Origin of the sequence: Levilactobacillus acidifarinae DSM 19394 = JCM 15949 (assembly GCF_001434835.1) — a bacterium.
Lineage (GTDB): Bacteria > Bacillota > Bacilli > Lactobacillales > Lactobacillaceae > Levilactobacillus > Levilactobacillus acidifarinae.
The window spans coordinates 129,193-151,845 of record NZ_AZDV01000023.1; the positions used below are offsets into that span (position 1 = coordinate 129,193).

19 protein-coding genes are annotated in these 22,653 nt (G+C 51.2%); 11 read left to right on the forward strand and 8 right to left on the reverse strand.

What is annotated here, in order from left to right; translation table 11 throughout:
* Nucleotides 1–5: 5 nt before the first annotated feature.
* Nucleotides 6–1,001: a LacI family DNA-binding transcriptional regulator gene (locus FD25_RS07415; RefSeq protein WP_057803013.1), complete on the reverse strand. Its 996-nt coding sequence runs from the start codon at nucleotides 999–1,001 to the stop codon at nucleotides 6–8.
* 145 nt (nucleotides 1,002–1,146) lie between these two features.
* Here FD25_RS07415 and FD25_RS07420 point away from each other — a divergent pair, with 145 nt between their 5' ends.
* The gene (locus FD25_RS07420; protein WP_057803014.1) at nucleotides 1,147–3,678 is read left to right on the forward strand and encodes a glycoside hydrolase family 30 protein; all 2,532 of its coding nucleotides are present in this window, start codon (nucleotides 1,147–1,149) and stop codon (nucleotides 3,676–3,678) included.
* 100 nt (nucleotides 3,679–3,778) lie between these two features.
* Here the strand turns inward: FD25_RS07420 and FD25_RS07425 are convergent, their stop codons facing one another.
* Nucleotides 3,779–5,158 (reverse strand): DHA2 family efflux MFS transporter permease subunit, encoded by a 1,380-nt coding sequence (locus FD25_RS07425; RefSeq protein ID WP_057803015.1) that lies wholly within the window; start codon nucleotides 5,156–5,158, stop codon nucleotides 3,779–3,781.
* A 231-nt stretch (nucleotides 5,159–5,389) separates the two neighbouring features.
* Here FD25_RS07425 and FD25_RS07430 point away from each other — a divergent pair, with 231 nt between their 5' ends.
* Nucleotides 5,390–6,736, forward strand: coding sequence for an APC family permease (locus FD25_RS07430; protein ID WP_057803016.1), 1,347 nt, complete (start codon nucleotides 5,390–5,392; stop codon nucleotides 6,734–6,736).
* 228 nt (nucleotides 6,737–6,964) lie between these two features.
* Nucleotides 6,965–7,207 (forward strand): hypothetical protein, encoded by a 243-nt coding sequence (locus FD25_RS07435; protein WP_057803017.1) that lies wholly within the window; start codon nucleotides 6,965–6,967, stop codon nucleotides 7,205–7,207.
* 114 nt (nucleotides 7,208–7,321) lie between these two features.
* On the opposite strand, the gene FD25_RS07440 is transcribed toward FD25_RS07435, so the two are convergent.
* Both FD25_RS07440 and FD25_RS07445 read right to left on the reverse strand, forming a co-directional pair.
* A complete protein-coding gene (locus tag FD25_RS07440; protein WP_057803018.1) occupies nucleotides 7,322–7,723 on the reverse strand; it encodes an aggregation-promoting factor C-terminal-like domain-containing protein in 402 nt (133 codons plus the stop codon).
* A gap of 386 nt (nucleotides 7,724–8,109) precedes the next feature.
* On the reverse strand, nucleotides 8,110–8,646 hold the full coding sequence (locus FD25_RS07445; protein ID WP_057803019.1) for a LysM peptidoglycan-binding domain-containing protein: 537 nt from the start codon (nucleotides 8,644–8,646) through the stop codon (nucleotides 8,110–8,112).
* A 435-nt stretch (nucleotides 8,647–9,081) separates the two neighbouring features.
* Here FD25_RS07445 and FD25_RS07450 point away from each other — a divergent pair, with 435 nt between their 5' ends.
* From FD25_RS07450 to FD25_RS07470, 5 genes are all read left to right on the forward strand, one after another.
* On the forward strand, nucleotides 9,082–11,055 hold the full coding sequence (locus FD25_RS07450) for a SpaA isopeptide-forming pilin-related protein (protein ID WP_057803020.1): 1,974 nt from the start codon (nucleotides 9,082–9,084) through the stop codon (nucleotides 11,053–11,055).
* A 397-nt stretch (nucleotides 11,056–11,452) separates the two neighbouring features.
* Complete coding sequence (locus FD25_RS07455; RefSeq protein WP_057803021.1) at nucleotides 11,453–12,685, forward strand: NAD(P) transhydrogenase subunit alpha; 1,233 nt, start codon at nucleotides 11,453–11,455, stop codon at nucleotides 12,683–12,685.
* 2 nt (nucleotides 12,686–12,687) lie between these two features.
* Nucleotides 12,688–13,002, forward strand: coding sequence for an NAD(P) transhydrogenase subunit alpha part 2 (locus FD25_RS07460; protein WP_057803022.1), 315 nt, complete (start codon nucleotides 12,688–12,690; stop codon nucleotides 13,000–13,002).
* Complete coding sequence (locus FD25_RS07465) at nucleotides 12,999–14,414, forward strand: NAD(P)(+) transhydrogenase (Re/Si-specific) subunit beta (protein ID WP_057803023.1); 1,416 nt, start codon at nucleotides 12,999–13,001, stop codon at nucleotides 14,412–14,414. Before FD25_RS07460 ends, FD25_RS07465 begins: the two co-directional genes overlap by 4 nt.
* A gap of 186 nt (nucleotides 14,415–14,600) precedes the next feature.
* On the forward strand, nucleotides 14,601–15,065 hold the full coding sequence (locus tag FD25_RS07470; protein WP_057803024.1) for a hypothetical protein: 465 nt from the start codon (nucleotides 14,601–14,603) through the stop codon (nucleotides 15,063–15,065).
* A 161-nt stretch (nucleotides 15,066–15,226) separates the two neighbouring features.
* On the opposite strand, the gene FD25_RS07475 is transcribed toward FD25_RS07470, so the two are convergent.
* Both FD25_RS07475 and FD25_RS07480 read right to left on the reverse strand, forming a co-directional pair.
* Entirely contained in the window at nucleotides 15,227–15,976 is a 750-nt protein-coding gene (locus tag FD25_RS07475) for a DUF4811 domain-containing protein (protein ID WP_057803025.1), read from the reverse strand.
* Nucleotides 15,973–17,415 (reverse strand): MDR family MFS transporter, encoded by a 1,443-nt coding sequence (locus tag FD25_RS07480; protein WP_057803026.1) that lies wholly within the window; start codon nucleotides 17,413–17,415, stop codon nucleotides 15,973–15,975. Before FD25_RS07480 ends, FD25_RS07475 begins: the two co-directional genes overlap by 4 nt.
* A 141-nt stretch (nucleotides 17,416–17,556) precedes the next feature.
* Here FD25_RS07480 and FD25_RS07485 point away from each other — a divergent pair, with 141 nt between their 5' ends.
* Both FD25_RS07485 and FD25_RS07490 read left to right on the forward strand, forming a co-directional pair.
* On the forward strand, nucleotides 17,557–18,120 hold the full coding sequence (locus FD25_RS07485; protein WP_057803027.1) for a TetR/AcrR family transcriptional regulator: 564 nt from the start codon (nucleotides 17,557–17,559) through the stop codon (nucleotides 18,118–18,120).
* A gap of 165 nt (nucleotides 18,121–18,285) precedes the next feature.
* Nucleotides 18,286–18,906 (forward strand): NAD(P)-dependent oxidoreductase, encoded by a 621-nt coding sequence (locus tag FD25_RS07490; protein ID WP_057803028.1) that lies wholly within the window; start codon nucleotides 18,286–18,288, stop codon nucleotides 18,904–18,906.
* 79 nt (nucleotides 18,907–18,985) lie between these two features.
* Here the strand turns inward: FD25_RS07490 and FD25_RS07495 are convergent, their stop codons facing one another.
* Nucleotides 18,986–19,858 (reverse strand): DegV family protein, encoded by an 873-nt coding sequence (locus tag FD25_RS07495; protein WP_057803029.1) that lies wholly within the window; start codon nucleotides 19,856–19,858, stop codon nucleotides 18,986–18,988.
* Nucleotides 19,859–20,048: 190 nt separating this feature from the next.
* Entirely contained in the window at nucleotides 20,049–20,696 is a 648-nt protein-coding gene (locus FD25_RS07500) for a DNA-3-methyladenine glycosylase family protein (protein ID WP_057803030.1), read from the reverse strand.
* Between the two features lie 427 nt (nucleotides 20,697–21,123).
* Between FD25_RS07500 and FD25_RS13900 the strand changes: the two genes are divergently transcribed.
* Nucleotides 21,124–22,578 (forward strand): LPXTG cell wall anchor domain-containing protein, encoded by a 1,455-nt coding sequence (locus tag FD25_RS13900; RefSeq protein WP_083484117.1) that lies wholly within the window; start codon nucleotides 21,124–21,126, stop codon nucleotides 22,576–22,578.
* Nucleotides 22,579–22,653: the final 75 nt, after the last annotated feature.

Below are 22,653 nucleotides of genomic sequence, written 5' to 3' on the forward strand. Positions count from 1 at the left end.
TACCATTAGCGGCTACTGTCACGGGTGATGATTCGGGTACTGATCACCACGGATTCGGGAATCTTATTGGTATCCTTAATCTGTTCTTGTAGCAGATCAAAGGCCCGTTCTCCCATGATTTCAGTGTAAACGTGAACGGTCGTTAGGGCTGGTGAAGCGTATTTGGCAATGGCCACGTCGTTGAAACTGACGAGACTGACGCGTTGGGGAACTTCGATTTGGTGTTCCTTGAGGGCCTTGAGAGCGCCAATCGCCATGGAATCACTGCCAATGATAAAAGCGTGGGGCAGGCGGTCTTGAAGTTGCGTGATGGCTTGGGTCATCAGGGCGTGACCAGAATCGGGTCCGTAACTTCCGGTGAAGAGAAAATCTGGGTTGAACAGGTTCTCGTGGGTCATCCGGTGACGGTAGGTCGTGGCCCGGGGATCATAAACGTCGTGGTGTTCGGTTAAGGTCTGTTCCTGACCGGCGATTAGCCCAATGTCTTGAATACCGAGTTCCAGGAAGTGACTGATCATCCAGTTGATGGGCGTTAAAAAATCGCTTTGCACACTGTCGTAACCGTATAAAAGGTAATTTTCGCCGATAAAGACGAGTGGCTTGTGGAAGGTCGCTAGCTGGTGAATTTCCGATTGATCGTATTTGCCCACGGCAATGATTCCGGCATAGTCGCTCAGGTCGATGCTTTGCGTATTGCTAAACGAAATGGTATCGACCGAGACACCCCCGGTCTGAGCCTTGGTCTCGATACCGTATTGAATTTGGTAATAGTAAAGGTCGTTAAGCTCTTCTTGATCGGAGTGCCACTGAATGACAGCAATTTTTGTCCCGGACGTTTTAGCTTTTTTAGGACGTTTTTTGTATTGAAGCTTTTCGGCCACTTCCAAGACGTTTCGGCGAGTCGCTTCACTAACGGCGAGCGTCTGGTCGTAGTTTAAGATGCGGGATACGGTCGATGCGGATACGCCTGCCCGTTGAGCCACATCCTTGATGGTTGTCATCTCACGCGGCCTCCATTCTGAATGAATTTATTTAGTGTTAATGTCATTTAATCCGTGTGTCATTATTATAGCCTATTTTCTTGTGAATTTAGTAAAACAATCCTTTAAAATCAATTTGGTTTACTAAGATGGGAGTAGATGAATCATGGTTGCTAGAACACAGTTGACGATTGATGGTGATTTATTGGAAACAACGGCTCAGGATGCGAATACCTTCAAAGGGTTTGGCTATCTGAGCTGTAACAACTCGTCGCGATTACTTTTAGATTATAAGTGGGAACAACCCGCCAGTTACCAACAGATTTTACAAATTCTATTTGGGGGACGGCACCCCCTCATGTCGTTACTAAAGGTGGAGCTTGGTGACGACGCGAATACTTCATCGGGGACGGAACCGGCGCCAAAACGCTCCGCTGAAGAACCCGCTAACGTTATGCGGGGAGCGGGCTATCAGCTGATTGCCGATGCTAAGCGCTTGAACCCGCGACTCAAAACCTGTTTACTGCGTTGGGGTGAACCGGGATACTTGCGGCCATTGTGGGTGGCCGTTAAGAGTATTGACCCGGATCATAACGTTCCGGAAACGGCCTATGAACCGATGTATCAATTCTATAAACAAACAATTGTAGCGGCTTACAATCAGTTTGGCTATTTGTTTGACTACGTCGATCCGGACCGAAATGAGACTAAACACCCGATGTATCGGTGGATCAAATGGTTCGCAAATCGACTACACACGGACCAAGAGTTTTCGACGGATTTTCCAATTGAGCAGTATCATCAAATAAAGATCATTGCAGCGGATCAGAACTATGAGACCGATTTTGGGGATGCCATGTTGAGCGACTTGGACTTGTTAAACCAGGTGGCCGCGGTGGGGTATCACTACAATACGGACGATAGCCCGGCACAAGCCTATACGCAACTAGCGGATCAACACCATCGTGAGGTCTGGTATAGTGAAGGAATCGCGCCCATGACGAGTGGTAAATATCGAGTCCGTGCTACCTCGGGTGAGGGAATTGGGGGAAAACAGAGTGGGCTTGACGTTGCCAACCGGCTGATTAAAAGTTACGTCCGTTCGCGACGAAGTCTCTACATTTTTCAACCCGCAGTTGCGGCCTATTATCCGGGAGTTAACTACAGTCACAAGGAATTGATTACGGCCAATCATCCTTGGTCGGGCTATTTTGAGGTGGATAACGTGGGCTTACAAATCATGCGGCATTTCACCGACTTCGCGCGGGCGGGATGGGCTGAAGATGGTGCCTGGCGTTACCTCCCAAGTGCCTGTGATAGCGGTGTTGGGGGAACGGAAAATCTGGATACCCACACGGATGCGCCTAGTTACCTGACCTTAGTCGCACCGGATAAACGTCATTATTCGCTAATCATGGTTAACGATAGTGCCACGCCGCGACGCTATACCGTGACGTTACGGCATTTAGCGGCCATCAGCCAACCGGTGAACATTTGGGAAAGTCGGGGTCCCGAGCAAGACTACGCAGCATATGATGAAAATCTTAAACAGTATCTGGGTCAACGTAAGGTGGTCAACGGACAAATTGAAATCACGGTACCAGCTTATGCTATCGTGACCGCCACAACTTTGGACTTGGTGGATGACTTAGAAGTTCGCTACACGCGTCAGTTGGCGCCACGGACAAATGACCTCTTAAATCTTAACCAGAACGTTTTTTATCAAGATAGCTTTGCTTATGCCGACCGGTATCAGGCTAATCGGGGTGGTACGCCGCGGTACACCACGGACCAGGGCGGGGCGTTTGAAGTCCAGGTGCAAAAAGGGCGCGGTGTGTTGCGTCAGGAGATTACCGAACAGGAGCGGGCCCTAGACTGGGAGTACTCGTATGCGCCAAATTTGACCTTCGGAGATGACCGGTGGCGAAACTACACGGTCGAGATAACGATGCAATTTGATGATCGCTTACAGCAAAATTCCCCGACTGGTAATTATTTTGGCATCGGATTGTACCAGGTAACCGACGTGAAGGGACGCTTGGAAAGTGCGCCGTACGTCTTTAAACTTGCGGTGGATGGGAGCTGTCAGCTAATCAAAAATGACCAGGTTGTGGCGTTAAGCTACGTTGATGGATTGGATGTCGCCAAGAGTCATCGGCTGAGCTTTGGCATCAGTGGCAACCAGTTAACTGCCCAAGTTGATCGGCAGGTGGTCTTCACCTATATCGATACGGAGAATCCCCACTATAGTGGCCGGGTGAAATTGGGAACCGGGTACTATCACACGGTGATCACCAAGATTGTCGTTCGAAAAACCAATCATGCTGATGGTATCCAGTATCAACGGATTGACGATCTAGACGAACGACTCACGTACCAGGGCGGCTGGCAGCATGAGTGCGGTCTTGGTAACACTATCTGGAACCGAACCCTCTCGACCGGGCGGGCCGGGACCAACACCCAATTTGCCTTTTCGTTTGCGGGGACCGGGTTTGCTCTTTACGGTCGGCAAACGCAGACTAGTCACCTGAAATTCGAGGTGGATGGCAAGGTGGTAAGTCCCAATTTTATTCCCCAAGTGGCGGCGGATAAGGTGGAAAATACGGTGATGCTGGGGTTGCCAACCGGTGATCATCGCGTCGTTGTGACCGTGATGGCTGGCGTATATATGCTGGATGCCGTGGGATTCTATCGCTAGATTCTGAGGCTAAAAATATCAGCCTAAAATTTTTACGACTAAGTTAAAAATACCCTCAAAGCTGGAAAATAGGCCAACTTTGAGGGTGTTTAGATTTAGGTTAACCAACGTGTTTCGCCAGATCCGGTTGCCGATGTAAGCGCCGGGCCACAATCAGTGAGGCGACCAGCAGTAACAAGCAAACCAGGAAGCCGGCCTCAATCCCGTAACGGCCGTCACCGTGAACGCGGCTGTTGACCACGGCCACCACGGCGATGATGATGGCCGTCCCAAAGGAGGCCGCCACCTGACGAATCGTGTTGAACGTGGCCACGCCGTCCGGCACCATGTCATAAGGCAACAAGCCTAGTGCGTGGGTCTGTAGCGGAATCAGCATGGTGACCAGCCCGAGTTGCCGCACGGCCTGGAAAATGGCCAGGACCCACGCGGAGCTTTCGGTACCGACGAACGCCTGCATCAAAGTCCCGGCACAGTCGATGGTAAGCCCGGCGAAGACGAGTTTCTTAACCGAAATACGGTCGTACAGGCGACCACTTAACCGGGAAAGGGTCCCGGTCAACAGCGCCCCGGGCAGAATTACCAACCCGGAAACCAGGGCCGAACGGTGTTGGATGGTTTGGACTAACAAGGGGAGTAAGATCGTGTTGCCGTACATGGTCGCGATGATCAGCATGTTGACCACGGTGGCAACCACGAACTGCTGGTGATTAAAGACGTGCAGGTTAATTAGCGGATCTTCGCGGTGGAGCTGAGAGCGGTAGAAGGCCACCATGAACACCAGACCAATCAAGACCAAACCACCGACCTGCCAAGACAAGAAGCTAGCCGTTGAGATGTTGGAGAGCCCCATCAGGACCGCCCAGAGGCCAATACTGATAATGACCAATCCCCGCAAATCAAAGTGCGGCGATTCGTTGTGGGGAATTTTAGGCAGGATGATTAATGAAGCAATCAGGGTGATTACGATAAAAGGAATGATGACAATGAATAACCAACGCCACGATAAGTAGTCCAGAATAATTCCGGACACGGTAGGCCCGATAATGGGGGAGAAGTTAAAGGCTAAGCCAATGATGCCCATGATGGCACCCTTCTTTTCGGGTTTGGCGTAGCGAATGGCTAAGACGTTGACCAGCGGCATCATCATGCCGGCACCGACCGCCTGAATCATCCGGGCGACAATCACCAGGATAAACTGGTCACAGACGGCACCTAGCAGGGTCCCAATCAGAAAAATCACGGTGGCCGTTATGTAAAGATAGCGGAACAAGAAACGTTTAATTAAGTAGGCGCTCACGGGAATCATCAAGGCGTTGACCAGCATGTAGCCGTTGGTGACCCACTGGACCTGGGCCTCATTGATCTGGAAGGCCTTCATCAGTTGAGGCAGCCCAACGTTCATCAGCGTGGAACACAGGATGCCGAAGAAGGTCCCGAAGACCATCACGATTAAGGATCGTGAAATCCGTTTATTCGTCATCGAAATTATCCTTTCAGTTGAGTTAGCGAAAAAAAGTTACTACAAACTACTATTATAGCGATTTTCCGTGAGTCGTGGGGGCTCAATTTGGTCCAACGCAGGTTTTGCGTTGGGCTGACCGTTCCAGTCGGTTCTGATTGCACCGAGTGGACCAGACCAGTATACTATGAACTAACACACCGTGCTGGCGGCAACCGGCGCGGAGCTTTGAGAGAAAGAGATGGGGAAATCGTGAAAGAAACATCAACGGTTGGGTTGAACCGGTCACTGGGGTTATGGTCGGCACTCTCGTTAGTGATTGGGACCGTGATTGGGTCCGGAATCTTCTTTAAACAGGCGTCCGTGCTACAAATGACGGGGTCGACCAACTTGGCGTTATTAGCCTGGCTTTTAGGGGGCTTGATCACCTTAGCAGACGGGTTGACCCTGTCCGAAATTGGGGCGCAGATTCCCCATACCGGGGGCCTATACCAGTACATGACCCACATTTACGGTGAGTTTTGGGGGTTCATGTCTGGGTGGATGCAGGTTATCGTGTACGCGCCGTCAATTGTGGGCTCGATTGCCGGTTATTTGGGGTTACTGATGGTCAACTTCTTTGGCGTGAGTTCCTTCTGGAAGGCGCCGATTGCGATTGTCACGATCGTCTTGATTGCGGTCCTGAACATGTTAGAGAATCGATACGGGGCGACCTTTGCCATCGTGACCACGATTTGTAAACTGGTTCCCATCGTGGTCATCATTGGCTTTGGGTTGTTTTTCGGTCACGAAAGCGCCCTGGGGGAAACGATTACCAGCGTGCATCAAAGCATGGGCAACTTCGGGGTCGCCGTCTTGGGCACCATCTTTGCCTACGATGGGTGGATTCTGATCACCAATCTGGGTGGGGAGATTAAGCATCCCGAGAAGCTGTTGCCCCTGGCGATTATTTTGGGAATCAGCATCATTATCGTTCTGTACCTGGGCGTCACTTACGGCATCTTTCGGTCCATGAGTGCCACGCGCATCAACGCGTTAGGGGAAAACGCCACGGCCTACTTTGCTACCAGCGCGTTTGGTGTCTGGGGCGGTCGACTGATTAACATTGGAATTATGATTTCGATTATTGGGGCGCTGAACGGTAAAATCATGAGTTTTCCGCGGATTTATTATGCGATGGCCGCTAAGCACCAACTGCCGTTCGCAAAGCATTTGGGCCGGCTAAACGCCAAAACCCACACACCGGTAGTGGCAACGTTAACGCTACTGGGATTGACGGCGGCGATGATTCTGACCATTGACACGGACCGCTTATCGGAACTGTGTATCTTTGTGATGTATAGTTTCTACATCGCTGCGTTCGTTGGGGTCTTTATCTTACGCCGGCGACACGGCGGCCAGCCCCGGGGCTTCCACACACCGGGCTATCCCGTGGTGCCCATCTTCGCCATTGTGGGGACCGGGTTTGTGGTAATTAGCGAACTGTTCTCCGACTTTACCGGAGCGGCGGCGTCGATGGTCGTCATTGCGTTGGGAATGCCGCTGTACTTTTATTTGAAACGCAAGTACCGGGATACGCACGACCCGGACGTGATTTAAAGTGAGACTATCGATGAGTCAATTTTATTAGCCAATTACAAACGACCTGGGGGGCCCGAACGCCGCCTAGGTCGTTTTGCTTTAGTGGAGTTAGCGCCAGTGGAAATGCTTTCATTATGTAAATTAGTGATAGTTAGTAGTTTAGGGATTGAATTACTGATTTGATTAGGTATAATGATTAATGTAATAATATGATATGCAATTAAATTGCACATTAAAGTTTACTTAATGCCGGCGATAGAAAAGGGAGTTGCGAAGATCATTAATCAATTACAGAACATCAAATCACTGGAAACGTGGACTCACGAACAGTTAGTGCTCTTAGGCCGGAACGCAGCCGCGTGGCGGTTATTTGCTACCTCGGCAAAACAAGACGTGTTTCTATTCCAAAACAAACCCCAAGGACTGCAGGTAAGCGTCTATCAGCACGCTAACGGGGATTACGAACTTGGTCGAATTTGGGCCGTGTAACGCATTAAATCTAACGACGAGTCCTTCCAAGCGGAAGAACTCGTCGTTTTGAATTATTAGACAAAAAAGCACCGTGGATAACGATCCACGGTGCTAGGGGTAATGGTTTCGAGTTTAGTACCAGTGATGACTTTGCCAGAATTTCTTGGCCTTGGTCCAGGTACCGTAACGACCAGCCACGTATTGGTTAGCGGTCTTTTCCTGGTTAACGGCGGAGTAATTGCCGTGCAGGTAAGCCTTCAAGAGTTGGTAACGACCGTAACAGTTCCCGTTACGCGCGGTATAGCTGTACCGGGATTCGTGATAGGCAATCCAGTTCTTGGCGGCCTTTTGTTTCTTAGAAAGTGAGGCGTTAATAGCGGTAATTTGTTTCTTTTGTTTAGCGGTTAATTTCGTCGCAGCTTGGGCAGTTACCGTGGTTTGCGTTCCCAAGTTAGCAGTGACGTCCGTCGCCATTCCAAAGGAAAAGCTGAATAGTAATAAGAATGCTGCAAATTTTGTTTTAAGTTTTGGCATATTTTTAATAACTCCCATATCTGTTGTTCATTACTAGTAGCTTAACTGATGAATGTTGCAGTTTGATTAACAGGGAGTTACTACGGTATTAAGCCGATATCACAATTCCTAAGGTATAACCACTAGAAAACGGTCCATTTGGTTAATTTTACGGAAAATTAAGGGTCAGAATTAATCCCACTAAACGCTGGTGTGGCGGGGATTAACGTTAGTTTACTATCCAACTTAAATCGTTATATTACAAAGTAACACCGTGGGGGTGCGGTCATTTAGCCACTAATCGACTTGTGAAGAGCGAGAAGCGGACCTTGGTCAGCGGGCAACGTCAGGAACGCGGAAACTAAAAAAGTTCGGGACGTTTAGCCCGAACTCTTGGTTAATACAAATTAAAGGGACCAAGCGGCTAATCCTTGAGCTTGGTACAGACTAACGGCAGCGTCAACTTGATCTTCGACGGAACCACTTGAGATGTGCATATTTTGGAAAAGACCGTAAGCGCCACTGGATGTGTTACGGACGTTAGGCTGCCAGTTGGATTCCCGTTGAATAATGGTGTTCCAGGTGGCGGCGGCCACCCCGGTCCGAGATTCCATCTGGTCTAAAACGTAACTCTTCAAATTCGCACCGGTGTAGGTCGTTGTAGTTTTAGTGGCGGCCTGGGTGGTCGTTGCTTTGGTGGTTGTCGTTGATTTAGGTGTGGTGCTTAACGTTAGCTTTTGGCCAGCCACGATGGCGTGATGTTGAATGTGGTTGGCTTTTTCGAGGGTGGCCATTGACGTGTTGAACTTTTGCGAGATGGCCCAAACGGAGTCGCCCGCTTTGACCGTGTAAGTCGTAGCGGCGTCGGCGTTAATCGAGCCGAACAGAAACAAGCCAACAGCGGCAACGGTAGTGGTCAAGAAAGTCGTGATTAATTTAGTCAATGGACACCCTCCTATAGGTGGTTAATAAACGAACTGAGTAAGTTTCGTGATGCATGGTGTGATCACGAATTCAACGTCTCCGAGTTTACCGGGACTGTATTACCACCGTGTGTCGTCAAGATTAAGAACTGGGGGCAAATTTGGGTTAATTGTCATTAGTTTGTCATATTCTGTCGTTAAATGGTTGAACAATTCAACAAAACGGGTAATTAACCGAGAACGTTGATGGTTGAAATGACAATACTTTATCGACTAAACTATCTGGTTGCGCGGCATGACTACTCAAACTAGGAGGAGCGGAAGGGGTTAGTTTAGCTTAACGTTCCTGCCGTCTTATAGTGGAGGTGGTCGGAATCAGTTAGTCGGATTGGTAGAGAAGAGATGGGGTCCCTTAACGATTAGGAAAATTTTATCGAACCAAGGGAGGAATGTTTTATGCGGAAGTTGGGTTATGCCATCGTGGCCGGCATCGTGGCGCTACTCGCCGGATTAATGTTGGCCATCCCCGTGACGTCGCACGCAGCCGTTACCGTGAGTGGTTTGGCCGCTGGGGATGCAACGGTCACGGATTCCGCCGGAAATACGGTAACTAGTAATTCCGAATTTAGTAAATGGGAAAATTACGAAGTCAGTTATAATTGGGCGGTTCCGGACGACGCTACGGTGGCTCATCAATCGGCCTCAGTTGCGTTGCCTGACGGTTTGGTTGCGGCGAATGATACCACGATTCCGTTGACCGCCGAAGACGGAACCGTGATTGGGTCCTTTACCATTAAAGCCGGTGAAACGACCGGGACGTTGACCTTTAATGAAGCCGGCGAAAACGCTCGTAACCGCAAGGGCACGTTGAAGTTCTACGTTAAGGGCACCACGGATACCAAGCCAACCGATAATAATTGGAAAGTCAACAAGATTGGTTGGGTCGGCAGTAAGAATCCGGACGGGACACCCACGGCATTGACGTGGAACGTTGCTTTTAACGCGGGAAGTCAAAATATCGGAACCGTGACGATTACGGATACGTTGGGTCCCAATCAGACCTTCATTCCGGGGAGTGTCACGGCAAATACCGGTTCCTACGATGCAAGTGGTAACTTCGTTAATAATGGGGGAACGGTGACCCCGACCGTCTCACAAAATGGTCAAGAGATCACCTTTACCTTTGCGAACGTCACGACGGCCGTCGATATGACTTATCAAACTAAGCCAAACCTTACGGGTGGTAGCCAGACCTGGACGAACACGGCATCGTCAAATGGAAGTTCGGTCACCGCTAATATTGCTTATGGTGGTAGTGGAACCGGTTCTGGTCAAGGTTACGGTAGCGTTGTTTTGACCAAGACGGGTACTAACGATGTCATCTTACCCGGTGCGGAGTTTGAATTGCGCGATAGCACGGGTAAGGCCATTCAAACCGGCTTAGTGACGGACGCGGCCGGCCAAATTACATTAAACCGGCTGGTTCCGGGCGACTATACGTTAGTCGAAACGAAGGCACCAGCGGGTTATGATCTAAATACGGAAACCATTCCGTTCACCATCACGGAAGGGGCTACGGCGGTTGGTCAATTACACGAAACGGATCAAGCAACGTCAACGACAACGCCACCAACCAATCCTGGCGAAGATGGCGGTACGGTTACGCCACCAACCAACCCTGGTGAAGATGGCGGCAACGGTGTTACGCCACCAACTAATCCTGGCGAAGATGGCGGTACGGTTACGCCACCAACCAACCCTGGTGAAGATGGCGGCAACGGTGTTACGCCACCAACCAACCCTGGTGAAGATGGCGGCACGGTTACGCCACCAACCAACCCTGGTGAAGATGGCGGCAACGGTGTCACGCCACCAACTAATCCTGGCGAAGATGGCGGCACGGTTACGCCACCAACCACCCCTGACGAAGATGGCGGCAACGGTGTCACGCCACCAACGAACCCTGGAACCACCAATCCTGGCGAAGGCGGCAGCGGTGTGACGCCACCAACGACTCCTGGAACCACTAATCCTGGCGAAGGCGGCAGCGGTGTGACGCCACCAACGACTCCTGGAACCACCAATCCTGGTGAAGGTGGCAATGGTATGACGCCACCAACGACTCCCGGAACTACTAATCCAAACGAAGCGGGTAACGGCAGTAGTGTGACGTCACCAACAACTCCGGGGATTACGAGCCCGAGTGAATCGGGGACTGGTAGCGGTAGTTCCACGCCAACGACTGGGTCGATTGAAACGCCTAGTGCGGGAAGCGCGGCAACTCAAGGACCAACCGGATCACTGGGAACCACGGCTAACGGGACGTTACCGCAAACCAATGAACAGCGTTCTGGCTGGGCCGTTGTACTTGGCCTCGTAGTTCTAGTCGGACTGGGTGGCTACGGTTTTTACCGTAAACTGAAGAATTAAACGAATTAGTCTAGCAAACGTAACGGAATGATTGCCTAGTGCAATTGTTCCGTTTTTTTCGATTGCCTACATAAGGAAGAAAAAAATTTAAAAAGTTGCTTTTTAGACTAAACCAGTTTTAAGAATTGACTAACTTGGCAACAATCAAATTGCGATAGTCCCAAAAACGATGCAACCGTTTGTCGTCCCATTAGTCCGGACCTTAACGGGACCAAGGGTTACCCGGTTGTACCCGAAGGAATCGTTTGAAAGGAGCGCCCATGATTTGCCACAAGCGTCGTGGGATGGCTAATTTTATAAAACGATTTTCTATAATTCCGGTGCCTAACCATTGTTTTGCGTGATTAATTGCTTTATAGTGGAATTGTGAAGAATTTATTAAAAGGAGATGTGTGGTATGGCAATTACCATTTCGGCTTTGAAAGAGGCGCCGGGTGAAAACCGGGTCGCCCTGTCACCGGATGTTGTCCGCAAGTTGGTCAAGAGTGAGTATCAGGTTTTGATCGAAAAAGATGCTGGACAACATGCCTTTTATCAGGATTCCGCCTACACGGATGCTGGGGCCCAGGTGGTGGATCGTAACACGGCAATCGAAAAAGCGTCGATTATCGCGACGATTGATCAACCGGGTGCCGATGTCGTGGATCACTTACAAGCGGGACAAACGTTATTGGGTCTTTTGGCACCGCTTACAGATTTAGAGTTTGTTAAAAAGTTGGCGGCCAAAAAGGTTAACGCAATGGCGTTTGAACTCCTACCGCGGACGGTTTCCCGGGCCCAAACAATGGATGTTTTAAGTTCGCAAGCCAGTGTCGCAGGATACAAGGCGGCCCTACTGGCGGCGGATAAGTTCACCCGCTACTTTCCAATGATGATCACCGCTGCGGGGACCGCAAAGCCTACTAAGGTCTTGGTCTTAGGGACCGGGGTCGCGGGTCTGCAGGCCATCGGGACTACGAAACGGCTCGGGGCCATGGTTTCAGGGTACGATATTCGGCCAGCATCACGGGGCGAAGTTGAATCTCTCGGGGCCACGTTCTTAACGACGTCCGTTTCGGCCACCGGTGAAGGGGGCTACGCACGGGCGTTGACGCCAGAAGAAACCGCTCAGCAACAGAAGGAACTCGCTGGATTTATTGCGGAAAACGACGTCATCATCACGACCGCGCAAGTGCCTGGTCGTCGTCCACCACTGCTGGTCACCCAGGATTCGGTGGACCAAGCTAAACCGGGGACCGTCTTTATTGATTTAGCCGCCAGTGACTTGGGTGGTAACGTGGCTGGTTCTAAGGCCGACGATACGGTGGTCACACCGAACGGGGCCCAGATCATTGCGGCCGGCGACATGGCCAGTCAATTACCCGCTTCGGCGTCTGACATGTTTGCCAAAAACGTCCAGGCCGTCATCAACGACGTCACTAAGGACGGGGAACTGGTCTTTGACGTTGACGATGAAGTCGTTGGCGAACTATTGGCCACCTACCAAGGTGAAATCATTAGTAGTCGGGTGCGTTCCGCGATGAAGTTACCGGATCGCCATCCCGAAAAGGCAGAGGATGCGGCCGATGAAGCTAAGCCGGCTGCCACCGATGACTCCTCCGAAGAATCCAAGACTAAAGGAGCTGATTAGTCATGAGTGAAGAGTTATTTACGAATTTAGCTATTTTTGTACTTAGTCTGTTAGTCGGGTTTGAAGTCATGAGTAAGATTCCCGCAACGTTACAAACGCCCATGATGTCTGGGGCCAACGCCATCCACGGGGTCGTTGTCGTGGGGGCCTTCGTGATCGCAGCGGAAGCCAACAGCTGGCCATTTTATATCTTAGCCTTTCTAGGCGCCTTCTTCGCGGCGGTCAACGTCGCGGGTGGGTACACCGTTACCGACCGGATGCTGGGGATGTTTGACCGCAAACCGGCCGCTAAACAAGAGGAGGCTGATCACAAATGAGTGCATTACAAACGGTATCGTCATTGATTTATCTGATTTCAGCCGTCTGCTACGTTCTCGGGGTACATATGATGCGGTCACCAAAGACCGCCCGGCACGGGAACGGGTTATCTGCCGTTGGGATGTTTTTAGCCGTGATCACGATTATCGTCACGATCATCGTGGAGGGCACCATCGACAGTGTCGGTTGGATTGTCTTAATTTTAGGCCTCGCACTCGGGATTCTTTACGGGGTCGTCAAAGCCCGCAAGGTACCGATGACCGACGTGCCACAATTGGTTAGTTTATTTAACGCCGTTGGGGGCGGGGCTGCCGCCGTTATCGGGATCTTCGATTACCTGTTAAAGGGTGATGGCGCCGCGTTAAGCCTAGCCTTCTCCTTACCCGTCTTTCTAGACGTGGTTATTGGGGGGATTACCTTTTCCGGGTCCTTGATTGCCACGGGTAAATTATCCGGAAAAGTTCCGGGTAAGCCGATTACCTTCCCCGGTGCACGGTTACTCAACATTATCGTGGTTATTGCCATTCTGGTTTCGGCCTGGTTCATGATGGCATCAACGACCAACGTTTGGTACGTAATCTTAGCCTTAGCCATGAGTTTGATCTTTGGGTTACTGATGACCTTACCAATTGGTGGGGCCGACATGCCGGTCGTGGTTTCCCTGTTGAACGCCTTCACTGGGTTGGCCGTGGCCTTTGCCGGGTTTGTTATCAATAACCAAGTCTTGATCATTGCCGGGGCCTTAGTTGGGGCCGCCGGGACCATCTTGACGCTGCAAATGGCCGACGCCATGAACCGGTCCGTGGCCAATATCTTGGCCGGGGGCTTCGGGACTGGCGACAGCGACACCAGCAGTGCCGCCGATGCCGTGCCCGTCGACGTCAAGGAAACCTCTGCCGACGACATTGGGCTCCAATTAGCCTACGCGCACAACGTCATGATCGTGCCTGGGTACGGGTTAGCCGCCGCTCAAGCGCAACACGAAGTGGCCGAATTGGCGAAGGTCTTGACGGATAAGGGCATCAACGTCGACTACGCCATTCACCCGGTTGCCGGGCGGATGCCGGGGCACATGAACGTGTTGTTAGCCGACGTGAACGTGCCGTACGAACAGATGAAGCAACTGGATGAAGCCAACCCAATGTTTGAAAACACCGACGTTTCGCTGGTCATTGGGGCCAACGACGTTACCAACCCGTTAGCGCGGGAAAGTGGCAACGAAATCTCCGGGATGCCGATTCTAGACGTCGACAAGTCGAAGTCCGTCGTGGTTATCAAACGGTCCATGAGTACCGGGTATGCCGGCGTGCAGAACCCATTATTCTCCATGGATAACACGCAGATGTTCTTCTCCGATGCCAAGAAGGGGTTACAAGATATTGTGGCCGCTACGAAGCAGTATTTGGAGTAAGCGCCAGTTAGATTAGAAGTGAAGATGGTCCGTCATCCGGTGAGGTGGCGGACCGTTTTTTGTGGGGAATCGAAGGAAGAATACCCTTTCTTAATCCGAAATAAAGCGCTAGTATGTTATTGGGGTTAATTATTATATTTATAATTAATTATCTCAAAATAGGATCTTATAAGGGGCGTTACTTAGATGCAAAAATGGTTAAAAATGAGTTTGATTGCGGTACTCGCAACGTTGGTCTTAGCTGGTGTGGGAAGTATTCGGCCCGTTACGGCGCACGCGAAGGTGACATCGGGGTTAGTGGCGTTTGCCAAGAAGACGCCCAAGCGAACCTACATTGTTAAACTTAAACGGCCGGTCAAGATGTACCTGTACAGCTACGGACTGAATCAGCGGAAGGTCTTCTACACGGCGAAGCGGGTCGCACAGTTGAACCAGCAAAAAGTGGGCGGAGCGCGTAACTGGGCCCGGGTCAAGACGCTGAAAAAGGGAACGAAGCTCAGCCTTTCGGGGACGCCCATCAAGCGGCAGAAGGCTTATTACTTTGACGCCGGCGTCTTAAACGTGGCCTTGCCAAGCGCTAAGGGGGTTGAACAGTGCGTGGCCTTGACCAGTACCCGGTCGTTTAAGGTGCTCAACTCGGTCAAAAATTAGGTCGTTTAAGTTAAACTTAGTCGACTGATAGAACGTAAAAGCGTCACGGTTGTCGTCCTCCTCAGGGGGCGAACCGTGACGCTTTTTGTAAATTCAGTGGTAAGGGGCGGCCAGATGACGGGCCACTTTTTCGGCCCGGGCCACCCGTTGTCCGGCGGCGACTATTCGACGGGTTGTTGTTTGGCCTGTTTGACCAGTTGCGCGACCCGCGTCGGCGCTTGTTTCTGTAATTCTTGGGTGACGGCCTTTTGGGCTTTGGCGGTGACCTGCTGACGTTGAGCCGCCGTTGGGTTAGTCATAGCGGCTAGTTGCTGCTTAACGATCTTAGTGACGGCCTGTTGCTCGGCCTTCTTAGCGGCTTTTTCCTGTTCCTTAGCAGCCGCTTCAAGCCATTTAGCTTGCCGGGTACTCAGCGTGACCCAATTTTGCGGCAGGTCAAAGGTATTTTGTTGTCGAATCGCTTCGTGGTGCTTACCGGTATGGGCGAAGAGGGTGCGCCAGAAGCCAGACCGGTACTGCCAACTCGTGGTTTTAGTCGTCAGCTGGGCCGTCGTGGTCTGCCCAATCACCACGCGATTAGTGGTTTTTAAGTCCGCTGTGGTGGTTTGCTGACGGTTGGTAGCCGTGGACCGGTAAACGTAAACTCGTTCGTTTTTCGACTCCTTTAAGGGTTGGTAGACTAAAACGTTCAATTGTTTGTTGGGGGCAATCGAAGTAATGGCACTGGTGTGTTCGGTGGTGGCCCGCCGCATCCCCCAATGATAGTTGTCGTTTCCCAGCATTAGTCCGGCGGCCCCTAAGAGAATCAGAAGTCCCAGACCACCACCCAAAATTCGGGTGAGGCGGGTCGGCAAGAGGAGAAAGCCCCCGATAAACAGAAGAATCCCGATAAATAAGATAATTAAAATCATGCTGTCACCTCCCGGGGATGGTCCCGAACCAGACAAGCGAAGATGAAGTCAATGACCCCAAAGGCCGTCGCCACCAGAAAGGCGGCGTGAAACCCGTCCATGGCGGCCTGATAACTCTGACTTTGATAGACCAGCGGTGCGCTATCGAGCAGTGCGTGGCGGGGTAAATGGGTGGTCATCACGTTAGTCAAGACACTGCCCAAAATCGCGGTCCCCATGGACGTGGTGACCTGCCGTAAGGTGTTATTGACGGCGGTCCCGTGACTGAGTTGGATGCCCCGTAAGTCGACGGCACTGGCGGCGGTAATTGGCATGGTGACTAGGGCGACCCCGATCATCAAAACGGTGTACTCACAAATGATGTAGAGATAGGGCGTGGAACGGGTTAGTAGCGCGAACGGTAACGTCCCCAACGTTAACAGAAACGCCCCAATCATTCCGAGACGACGCCCACCCATGCGGTCATACAAGGTACCACTAATTAGACTGACCACCCCGAAGATCAAGGCCCCGGGTAAGATCATTAACCCGGAATGTAAGGGTGACAGGCCCCGAACTTGCTGCAAGTACATCGGGAGGACGACCTGAATCCCAATCATCGCGGTGTTGGACAGGGCGGTGACGAGTGAAGCGATGGTAAACGACGGGATCGTAAGCAGCCGGACGTTGAGGAAGGGGTTGGTCTGGGGCCATTCGTGCCGGACAAATAGGCCGATGAAGATTAGTCCCACTAGAATCCCAATCAGCACACTGGGTGACCCCCAGCCGTTTTCACCGACTTCCGAGAATCCGTACAGCAGGCTGCCAAACCCGATGGTCGATAAAATAATGGCGAGTTGGTCGATTTTGGACTTTTTTAAGGGTAAGACCGGTCGCACGAAGATCAGGGTTAAGCCCAACACAAGCACCACCGGAATGATCATGATGCCGAACAGATCCCGCCAAGTCGCGTTATCTAAGATCCAACCGGAAACGGTCGGGCCTAAGGCGGGAGCCAGGCCAATCACGACCCCGCCGATGCCCATCATGGTGCCCCGTTTGTCGGCGGGAAAGCTGACTAATAAGACGTTTTGAATCGTCGGGAAGGTGATACCGACCCCAATCGCCTGAATGAGTCGTCCCGCTAAGATGAAGGCAAAGCTGTTAGCGGTATAACTAATCAGTAACCCCACCAGAAAGAAGCTCAAAGCGGCTAAGTAGATGCGGCGGAGACTGAAGTTGTTGATCAGCCACGCACTGATGGGAATCATGATCCCCATGACCAGTAAGAAACCGGTCGTTAACCACTGAACCGTGGAACTGGAAATGTTGAACCGGCTCATTAACGTCGGGTAGGCGGTGACCAGCATGTTAGTGGTCAGGGCGGTACAGAACGTCCCAGCCATTAACGTAATCATCAACCAAACCCGGTGGACGGGTCGTCCGTGAATATCTTCCATCGTCAAGACCTCGCTTTAGTCATCATCGTTTATTCTATGTTGCATTATAATCTGTCCCAATCAGAAAATAAACTGTTTGTATCAGTTTATTTCAAAACAAGGACGGCGTATACTAAGAAAAAATGACAGGAGGGCGAGTAAATGGTGAAACGACGGACGTTGACCCGTGAAAAGGTACTTGTGCAGGCCAACCAACTAATTACCGAACACGGAATCGATCACCTGACCATTCGGGAACTGGCGACCGCCTTAGATGTTCGGCCCCAATCGATTTATAACTACGTGTCCAGTCTAAACGACTTGGTTGACCAGGTGGGCTTAGACTTTGTGCAACGTTTAGGGGAACGGTTATTGGAACAATTGGTTGGGTTAGCGGGCAATCAGGCCCTGATGGTGTTTGCTCGCGAGATGCGACGGACGTGTCAGCAACAACCTCAATTGGCGATGCGGTTATTGAATCCCAGCGAACTGGCGGATTTGACCCGGACGCATGCGGCGTTAGTGACCCTGTACCGGCGGATGTTTGCGAGTTTACATTTAGAGGACCACGGGCAGACCCGCTTGGCGGAAGTCACGTTATACCGTTCGGCGTTGTTTGGTTTTATCGTGCAGGAGCTCGGGGGCTTCTTACGGGGCACCCCAGCGCAATTGGACCAACGGTTTGACCAGACGATGCAGCTAGCAATTGATCAATTACCCGTTTAAAGCGGTGTGCTTGGGGCTGCTTTGCTGGTTGGACCGGGCAATCGAAAAATCTGGCCAAGGGGTTAGTGGATAATTTTTAGCGGGGTGGTTGTACTTCAGAAGCGGAGCGGCTATGCTAAGTAAAGGCTAAGGACGACTGTTTTAGCCAAGGAGGACACGAATTTTATGAAACTAGCAATTATTGGCGCCAGTGGGAAAACCGGGCGCGCCGTCTTACACTTAGCCTTAGAACGCGGTCTAACCGTCACCGTCATTGCCCACCGACTTCCCCGGGTACCAGCGGGAGTGGGGACCATTCAGAAGGCTGTTTTTGACCTCACCACGGCGGATCTACAGGATTTTGATGCGATTCTGTGTGCCTACACGTCAGCACGGAAGGCCAACTATCCCCGGGTCAGCCAACACCTGACGACTATCTTGGCCGATACGGGCGTCCGGTTGGTCATGGTGGGGGCAGGGTCCACGCTTTACACCAATGACCATCGGACCAAGACCGTGGCGGAAACGCTGCCGCGGTTGACCCGCAACACCAGTCGACAACACTTGGCTGCTCGCGAGATCCTGCAGGCCAGCACAGCGCATTTGAATTGGACGTATATGGCTCCCCCGATGGCTTACTTACCAACGACGCCGACCACGGGACGGTATCAAGTTGGTCGTGACGTGTTACTCTATGATCGGGCGGGGGATGCGGCCATCAGCTATCCCGACTTCGCGTTGGCCTTAGTGGATGAACTGCAGCACCCCCAAAACGAGTGTGCGTTGATGACCGTGGCTTGGCCGTAAAAGAAAATTGTGTTTAAAAATCCCACTGGGATTGGGGTTAATCCAATTCCGGTGGGATTTTTGTGCTCTTAGATTGAAGTTAGTGAGTGCGATTTTGGGGGCCGGTGACAAAAACGGCAACGCAACCGAACCCGGTGTGACAGGCGATGGTCGGACCAATGGGCCCAATTTGCAAGTTGGCGTGGGGCACTTTGGCGAGGACGGCATCGTGAATTTGTTGGGCGGCGGGCCAATCGCCGCTGGTGGCAATCAGCACGGGTTGCTGGGGCGCTTGCTGTAAGGCCGTGAGGATCTTGGTCGTTAAAGCGGCCAGGGCGTGATGGCGGGTACGAATCTTATCGACGACGCGGAGTTTCCCGTGGGAATCAACATCGAGTAATGGTTTGATTTGAAAGAGGGTACCTACCGTGGCGCTGGCACGGGAGATCCGGCCCCCGTGGTAGAGAAAGTTTAAATTATCCACGGTAAACCACTGTTGGACCCGTAAGCGGTTAGCCGTCAACCAAGCCACCGTCGTTTCTAAGTCGTTGCCGGCGGCGCGTAACCGGCTGGCTTCTAAAAGTAACCGGCCTTCCCCCGCGCAGGCCGCTAGCGTGTCGACTACTTGAATCTTAGCGGTAGGGTAATCTTCGAGTAATAGGTCGCGAGCCAATTCGGCGTTGTGAAACGAGCTACTGAGGCCACTGGATAGGCCCATAAAGAGAATGGGGGTCCCGGCTTGAACGTAGGGTTTAAAAAATTCGGCGTATTCCCCAACGTTGATGGCGGCAGTGGTGGGTTGAACGCCCTGTTTAAGTTGGGCGTAAAAGTCTTCCAGCTGTTGGTTATCATCTAGATCACTAGCGATGGTTTGCCCGTTGATCGTAAAATGAAACGGAATAACCGCGACGTGGTGTGCTTTTAAGGTTGCGGCCGAGAGACCACATTCGGAATCGGTCAGAAGTTGAAACATCGTGGATCACTTCCAGTCTTTAGGATACCCTTAATTATATCGGTTTAGCACTTAACCGTAAACGGGTCAGGTCGGGAAGTAGTCATTTATACCAAGCACTAGAGAAACTAAGTCACCAAACCGGGAGGTCATCGCAGGAGGTCGTTAAGGAGCGCTTGTTAAGCGCCTTCTGTTCACTTTCCTTTTACGACTATTTAAACAGGTGAAACGGTTCCTTGGTCAGGCCACGGTCGAGGGCCACGTATAAATAGCGGGCTGCCACCGACGAATAGGGCCGCCATTTCTGACACTTTTTTTGAACCGTACGGGCCGTGTAATCGGTGGTTTTGTAGACCCACCCGTACCCTTGCAAGAAGGCCACGTCTTCGTAAGGCAAGATGTTGGGACGATCGAGGGCGAAGATGAGATACATCTTCGCCGACCAGTTGCCAATTCCTTTAATGGCGGTTAAATCCTGAATTATGGCGGTGTCCGACATGGTCGCGTAGCGGTCAAAGTCAATGGTTTGACTGGTGACGGCCGTTGTAAGGTTACGGATGTAGGTGACCTTGGAGCGAGACACCCCAATACTACGGATGGTGGCGTCGCTGAGTTGATCGATGGCTTCGGCGGTGATTTCTCCCTGACAGTGGGTCAATAAGCGCTGGGTGAGAACGGCCGCCACTTTATTAGATAACATCTGACCAATGATCTGACTGACTAAAAAGCCGTAGCCGTTAGCGGCTATCCGGTATTCTAAGGGACCCACCATCTGAATAGCTTTACCCAGGTGCTTATCTTTGGATTGTAAGTATTGAACGGCCGGTGATTGGTCGTCGAGGCGTTTTAACTCGCTCATGCACGTCACTCCTAACTTGCCAACAGTATACGCCAATCCACTCGGCCAGGTCTTGAGAACGATTAATTAAACGTCGAATCATCAGTGTAAACGATGATTTAATCCGCAATTGATGAGGTGTAATTAATTGATAAATCAAAGAAAAATCGGTGATTTAAACGACTATCAACCAGAAATCAAGCCGAACGCAAATATAATTTGGGGGTGCGGCAGTCCTTGCGTGATTTAAATCACCGGCTAAGCAATGTGATAAATTAGGGCTTGTTGAAACAATTCACGAAATGCCGTTGCCCGCAAATCAGTGGGTGGGTTAGCAGTGTTACGGCAAACGTTGTTGATTTAACTAAACAGACGGGAAGTTAAACCTCTTACATATATTCATGCTACGTTGTGGGTGTTAGGAGAGAGTGATTGGAGGAATTACATCATGCGGAAATTTTTAAAAATCTCTTTGCTAATGATGGTTGGGCTCGCAACCTTCTTCTTTATGGGTCCACCTGTTATCGGTCAAGCTAAGGAAGTGCCATCCACCGGTCTGGATGCCGCTAGTGCGACAATTAAAAATAGTCGGGGGAAAATTATGTCCCACACGGCTGAATTGCCGGAAGATCAATCTTACGTTGTAAGTTATAAGTGGCGAATGCCATCATACACGGAAGTTAATCAGGGCGATACGATGACGGTTTACATGCCGGCTAACGTTAAGGCAACGCGAACTGAAACCGTTCCGTTGGTTAACTTATCGGGTGGAACTAAGCCCTTTGCGATGTTTAGCATTACTGCTGGTTCACAAACCGGGGTTATTACCCTAAATAAGATTGCGACGAATTCATTCTATCGTCGGGGGTATTTAAACATTGATGTTAGTGGAACAACATCAACCGATAATCCCGAAGAACCTGGGGACGAGAACCAAAACGATGAAAATCCAGGCACTGAAACGCCGGGGACTGAAGAACCTGGTACCGAAACGCCAGGTACTGAAAATCCAGGTACTGAAACGCCAGGGACTGAAGAACCTGGTACCGAAACGCCAGGTACTGAAAATCCAGGCACTGAAACGCCGGGGACTGAAGAACCTGGTACCGAAACGCCGGGTACTGAAAATCCAGGCACTGAAACGCCGGGTACTGAAAATCCAGGCACTGAAACGCCGGGGACTGAAGAACCTGGTACCGAAACGCCAGGTACTGAAGAACCTGGTACCGAAACGCCAGGTACTGAAGCTCCAGGCACCGAAACGCCGGGTACTGAAAATCCAGGTACCGAAACGCCTGGTGAATTAATTCCTGGTGGCGGCAACGGTGGCGGTGGCGTTATCGTAACGCCTGAACAACCTGGGACTACGACACCTGGTACGACGACTCCGGGGACTGAACAACCTGGAACCACGACACCTGGCACGACGACTCCTGGTACGGAACAACCAGGTACGACAACACCTGGTGAGACGGTTACTGGTGGCAATGGCAATACGCCAAGTGAACCAGGAACCACGGCACCTGGTGAAACGGTTACTGGTGGCAATGGCAATACGCCAAGTGAACCAGGAACTATGACACCAGGTACGACAGCACCATCTACATCAACGCCAAGTACTACGGCACCGAACACCGGCGCAACGGCTGGTCAAGGTGACACTGTTCCTGGCACGACGGAAAACGGGACGATGCCAAACCACAACACAACTGCTGGCACAACCACGACGAATGGCACCGCTGGTGATAGTGCGACGCATCAACCGCAATACGATGCTTCTGGCAAGCACGTAACGGCCGCAGCGTTACCTCAAACCGGTGAACAACACTCACCAGTTGCGGCAATCGTGGGCTTGATTTCCTTGCTGAGCTTGGGCTTCGTAACGTTGTACCGAAAGTTCTAAGACTAATTAATGTTAAATGAAGAGTTTGGGACATAAGTCCCTAAATTCCAGTAATTAAAAATTGGTCCTAGAAAT

Coding starts and splice junctions, on each gene's coding strand:
- FD25_RS07495 (WP_057803029.1), bottom strand. CDS start 19,858: ATGTTTCAACTTCTGACCGATTCCGAATGTGGTCTCTCGGCCGCAACC.
- FD25_RS07435 (WP_057803017.1), top strand. CDS start 6,965: ATGCCGGCGATAGAAAAGGGAGTTGCGAAGATCATTAATCAATTACAG.
- FD25_RS07455 (WP_057803021.1), top strand. CDS start 11,453: ATGGCAATTACCATTTCGGCTTTGAAAGAGGCGCCGGGTGAAAACCGG.
- FD25_RS07485 (WP_057803027.1), top strand. CDS start 17,557: ATGGTGAAACGACGGACGTTGACCCGTGAAAAGGTACTTGTGCAGGCC.
- FD25_RS07440 (WP_057803018.1), bottom strand. CDS start 7,723: ATGCCAAAACTTAAAACAAAATTTGCAGCATTCTTATTACTATTCAGC.
- FD25_RS07425 (WP_057803015.1), bottom strand. CDS start 5,158: ATGACGAATAAACGGATTTCACGATCCTTAATCGTGATGGTCTTCGGG.
- FD25_RS13900 (WP_083484117.1), top strand. CDS start 21,124: ATGCGGAAATTTTTAAAAATCTCTTTGCTAATGATGGTTGGGCTCGCA.
- FD25_RS07415 (WP_057803013.1), bottom strand. CDS start 1,001: ATGACAACCATCAAGGATGTGGCTCAACGGGCAGGCGTATCCGCATCG.
- FD25_RS07465 (WP_057803023.1), top strand. CDS start 12,999: ATGAGTGCATTACAAACGGTATCGTCATTGATTTATCTGATTTCAGCC.
- FD25_RS07500 (WP_057803030.1), bottom strand. CDS start 20,696: ATGAGCGAGTTAAAACGCCTCGACGACCAATCACCGGCCGTTCAATAC.
- FD25_RS07475 (WP_057803025.1), bottom strand. CDS start 15,976: ATGATTTTAATTATCTTATTTATCGGGATTCTTCTGTTTATCGGGGGC.
- FD25_RS07460 (WP_057803022.1), top strand. CDS start 12,688: ATGAGTGAAGAGTTATTTACGAATTTAGCTATTTTTGTACTTAGTCTG.
- FD25_RS07490 (WP_057803028.1), top strand. CDS start 18,286: ATGAAACTAGCAATTATTGGCGCCAGTGGGAAAACCGGGCGCGCCGTC.
- FD25_RS07420 (WP_057803014.1), top strand. CDS start 1,147: ATGGTTGCTAGAACACAGTTGACGATTGATGGTGATTTATTGGAAACA.
- FD25_RS07470 (WP_057803024.1), top strand. CDS start 14,601: ATGCAAAAATGGTTAAAAATGAGTTTGATTGCGGTACTCGCAACGTTG.
- FD25_RS07480 (WP_057803026.1), bottom strand. CDS start 17,415: ATGGAAGATATTCACGGACGACCCGTCCACCGGGTTTGGTTGATGATT.
- FD25_RS07450 (WP_057803020.1), top strand. CDS start 9,082: ATGCGGAAGTTGGGTTATGCCATCGTGGCCGGCATCGTGGCGCTACTC.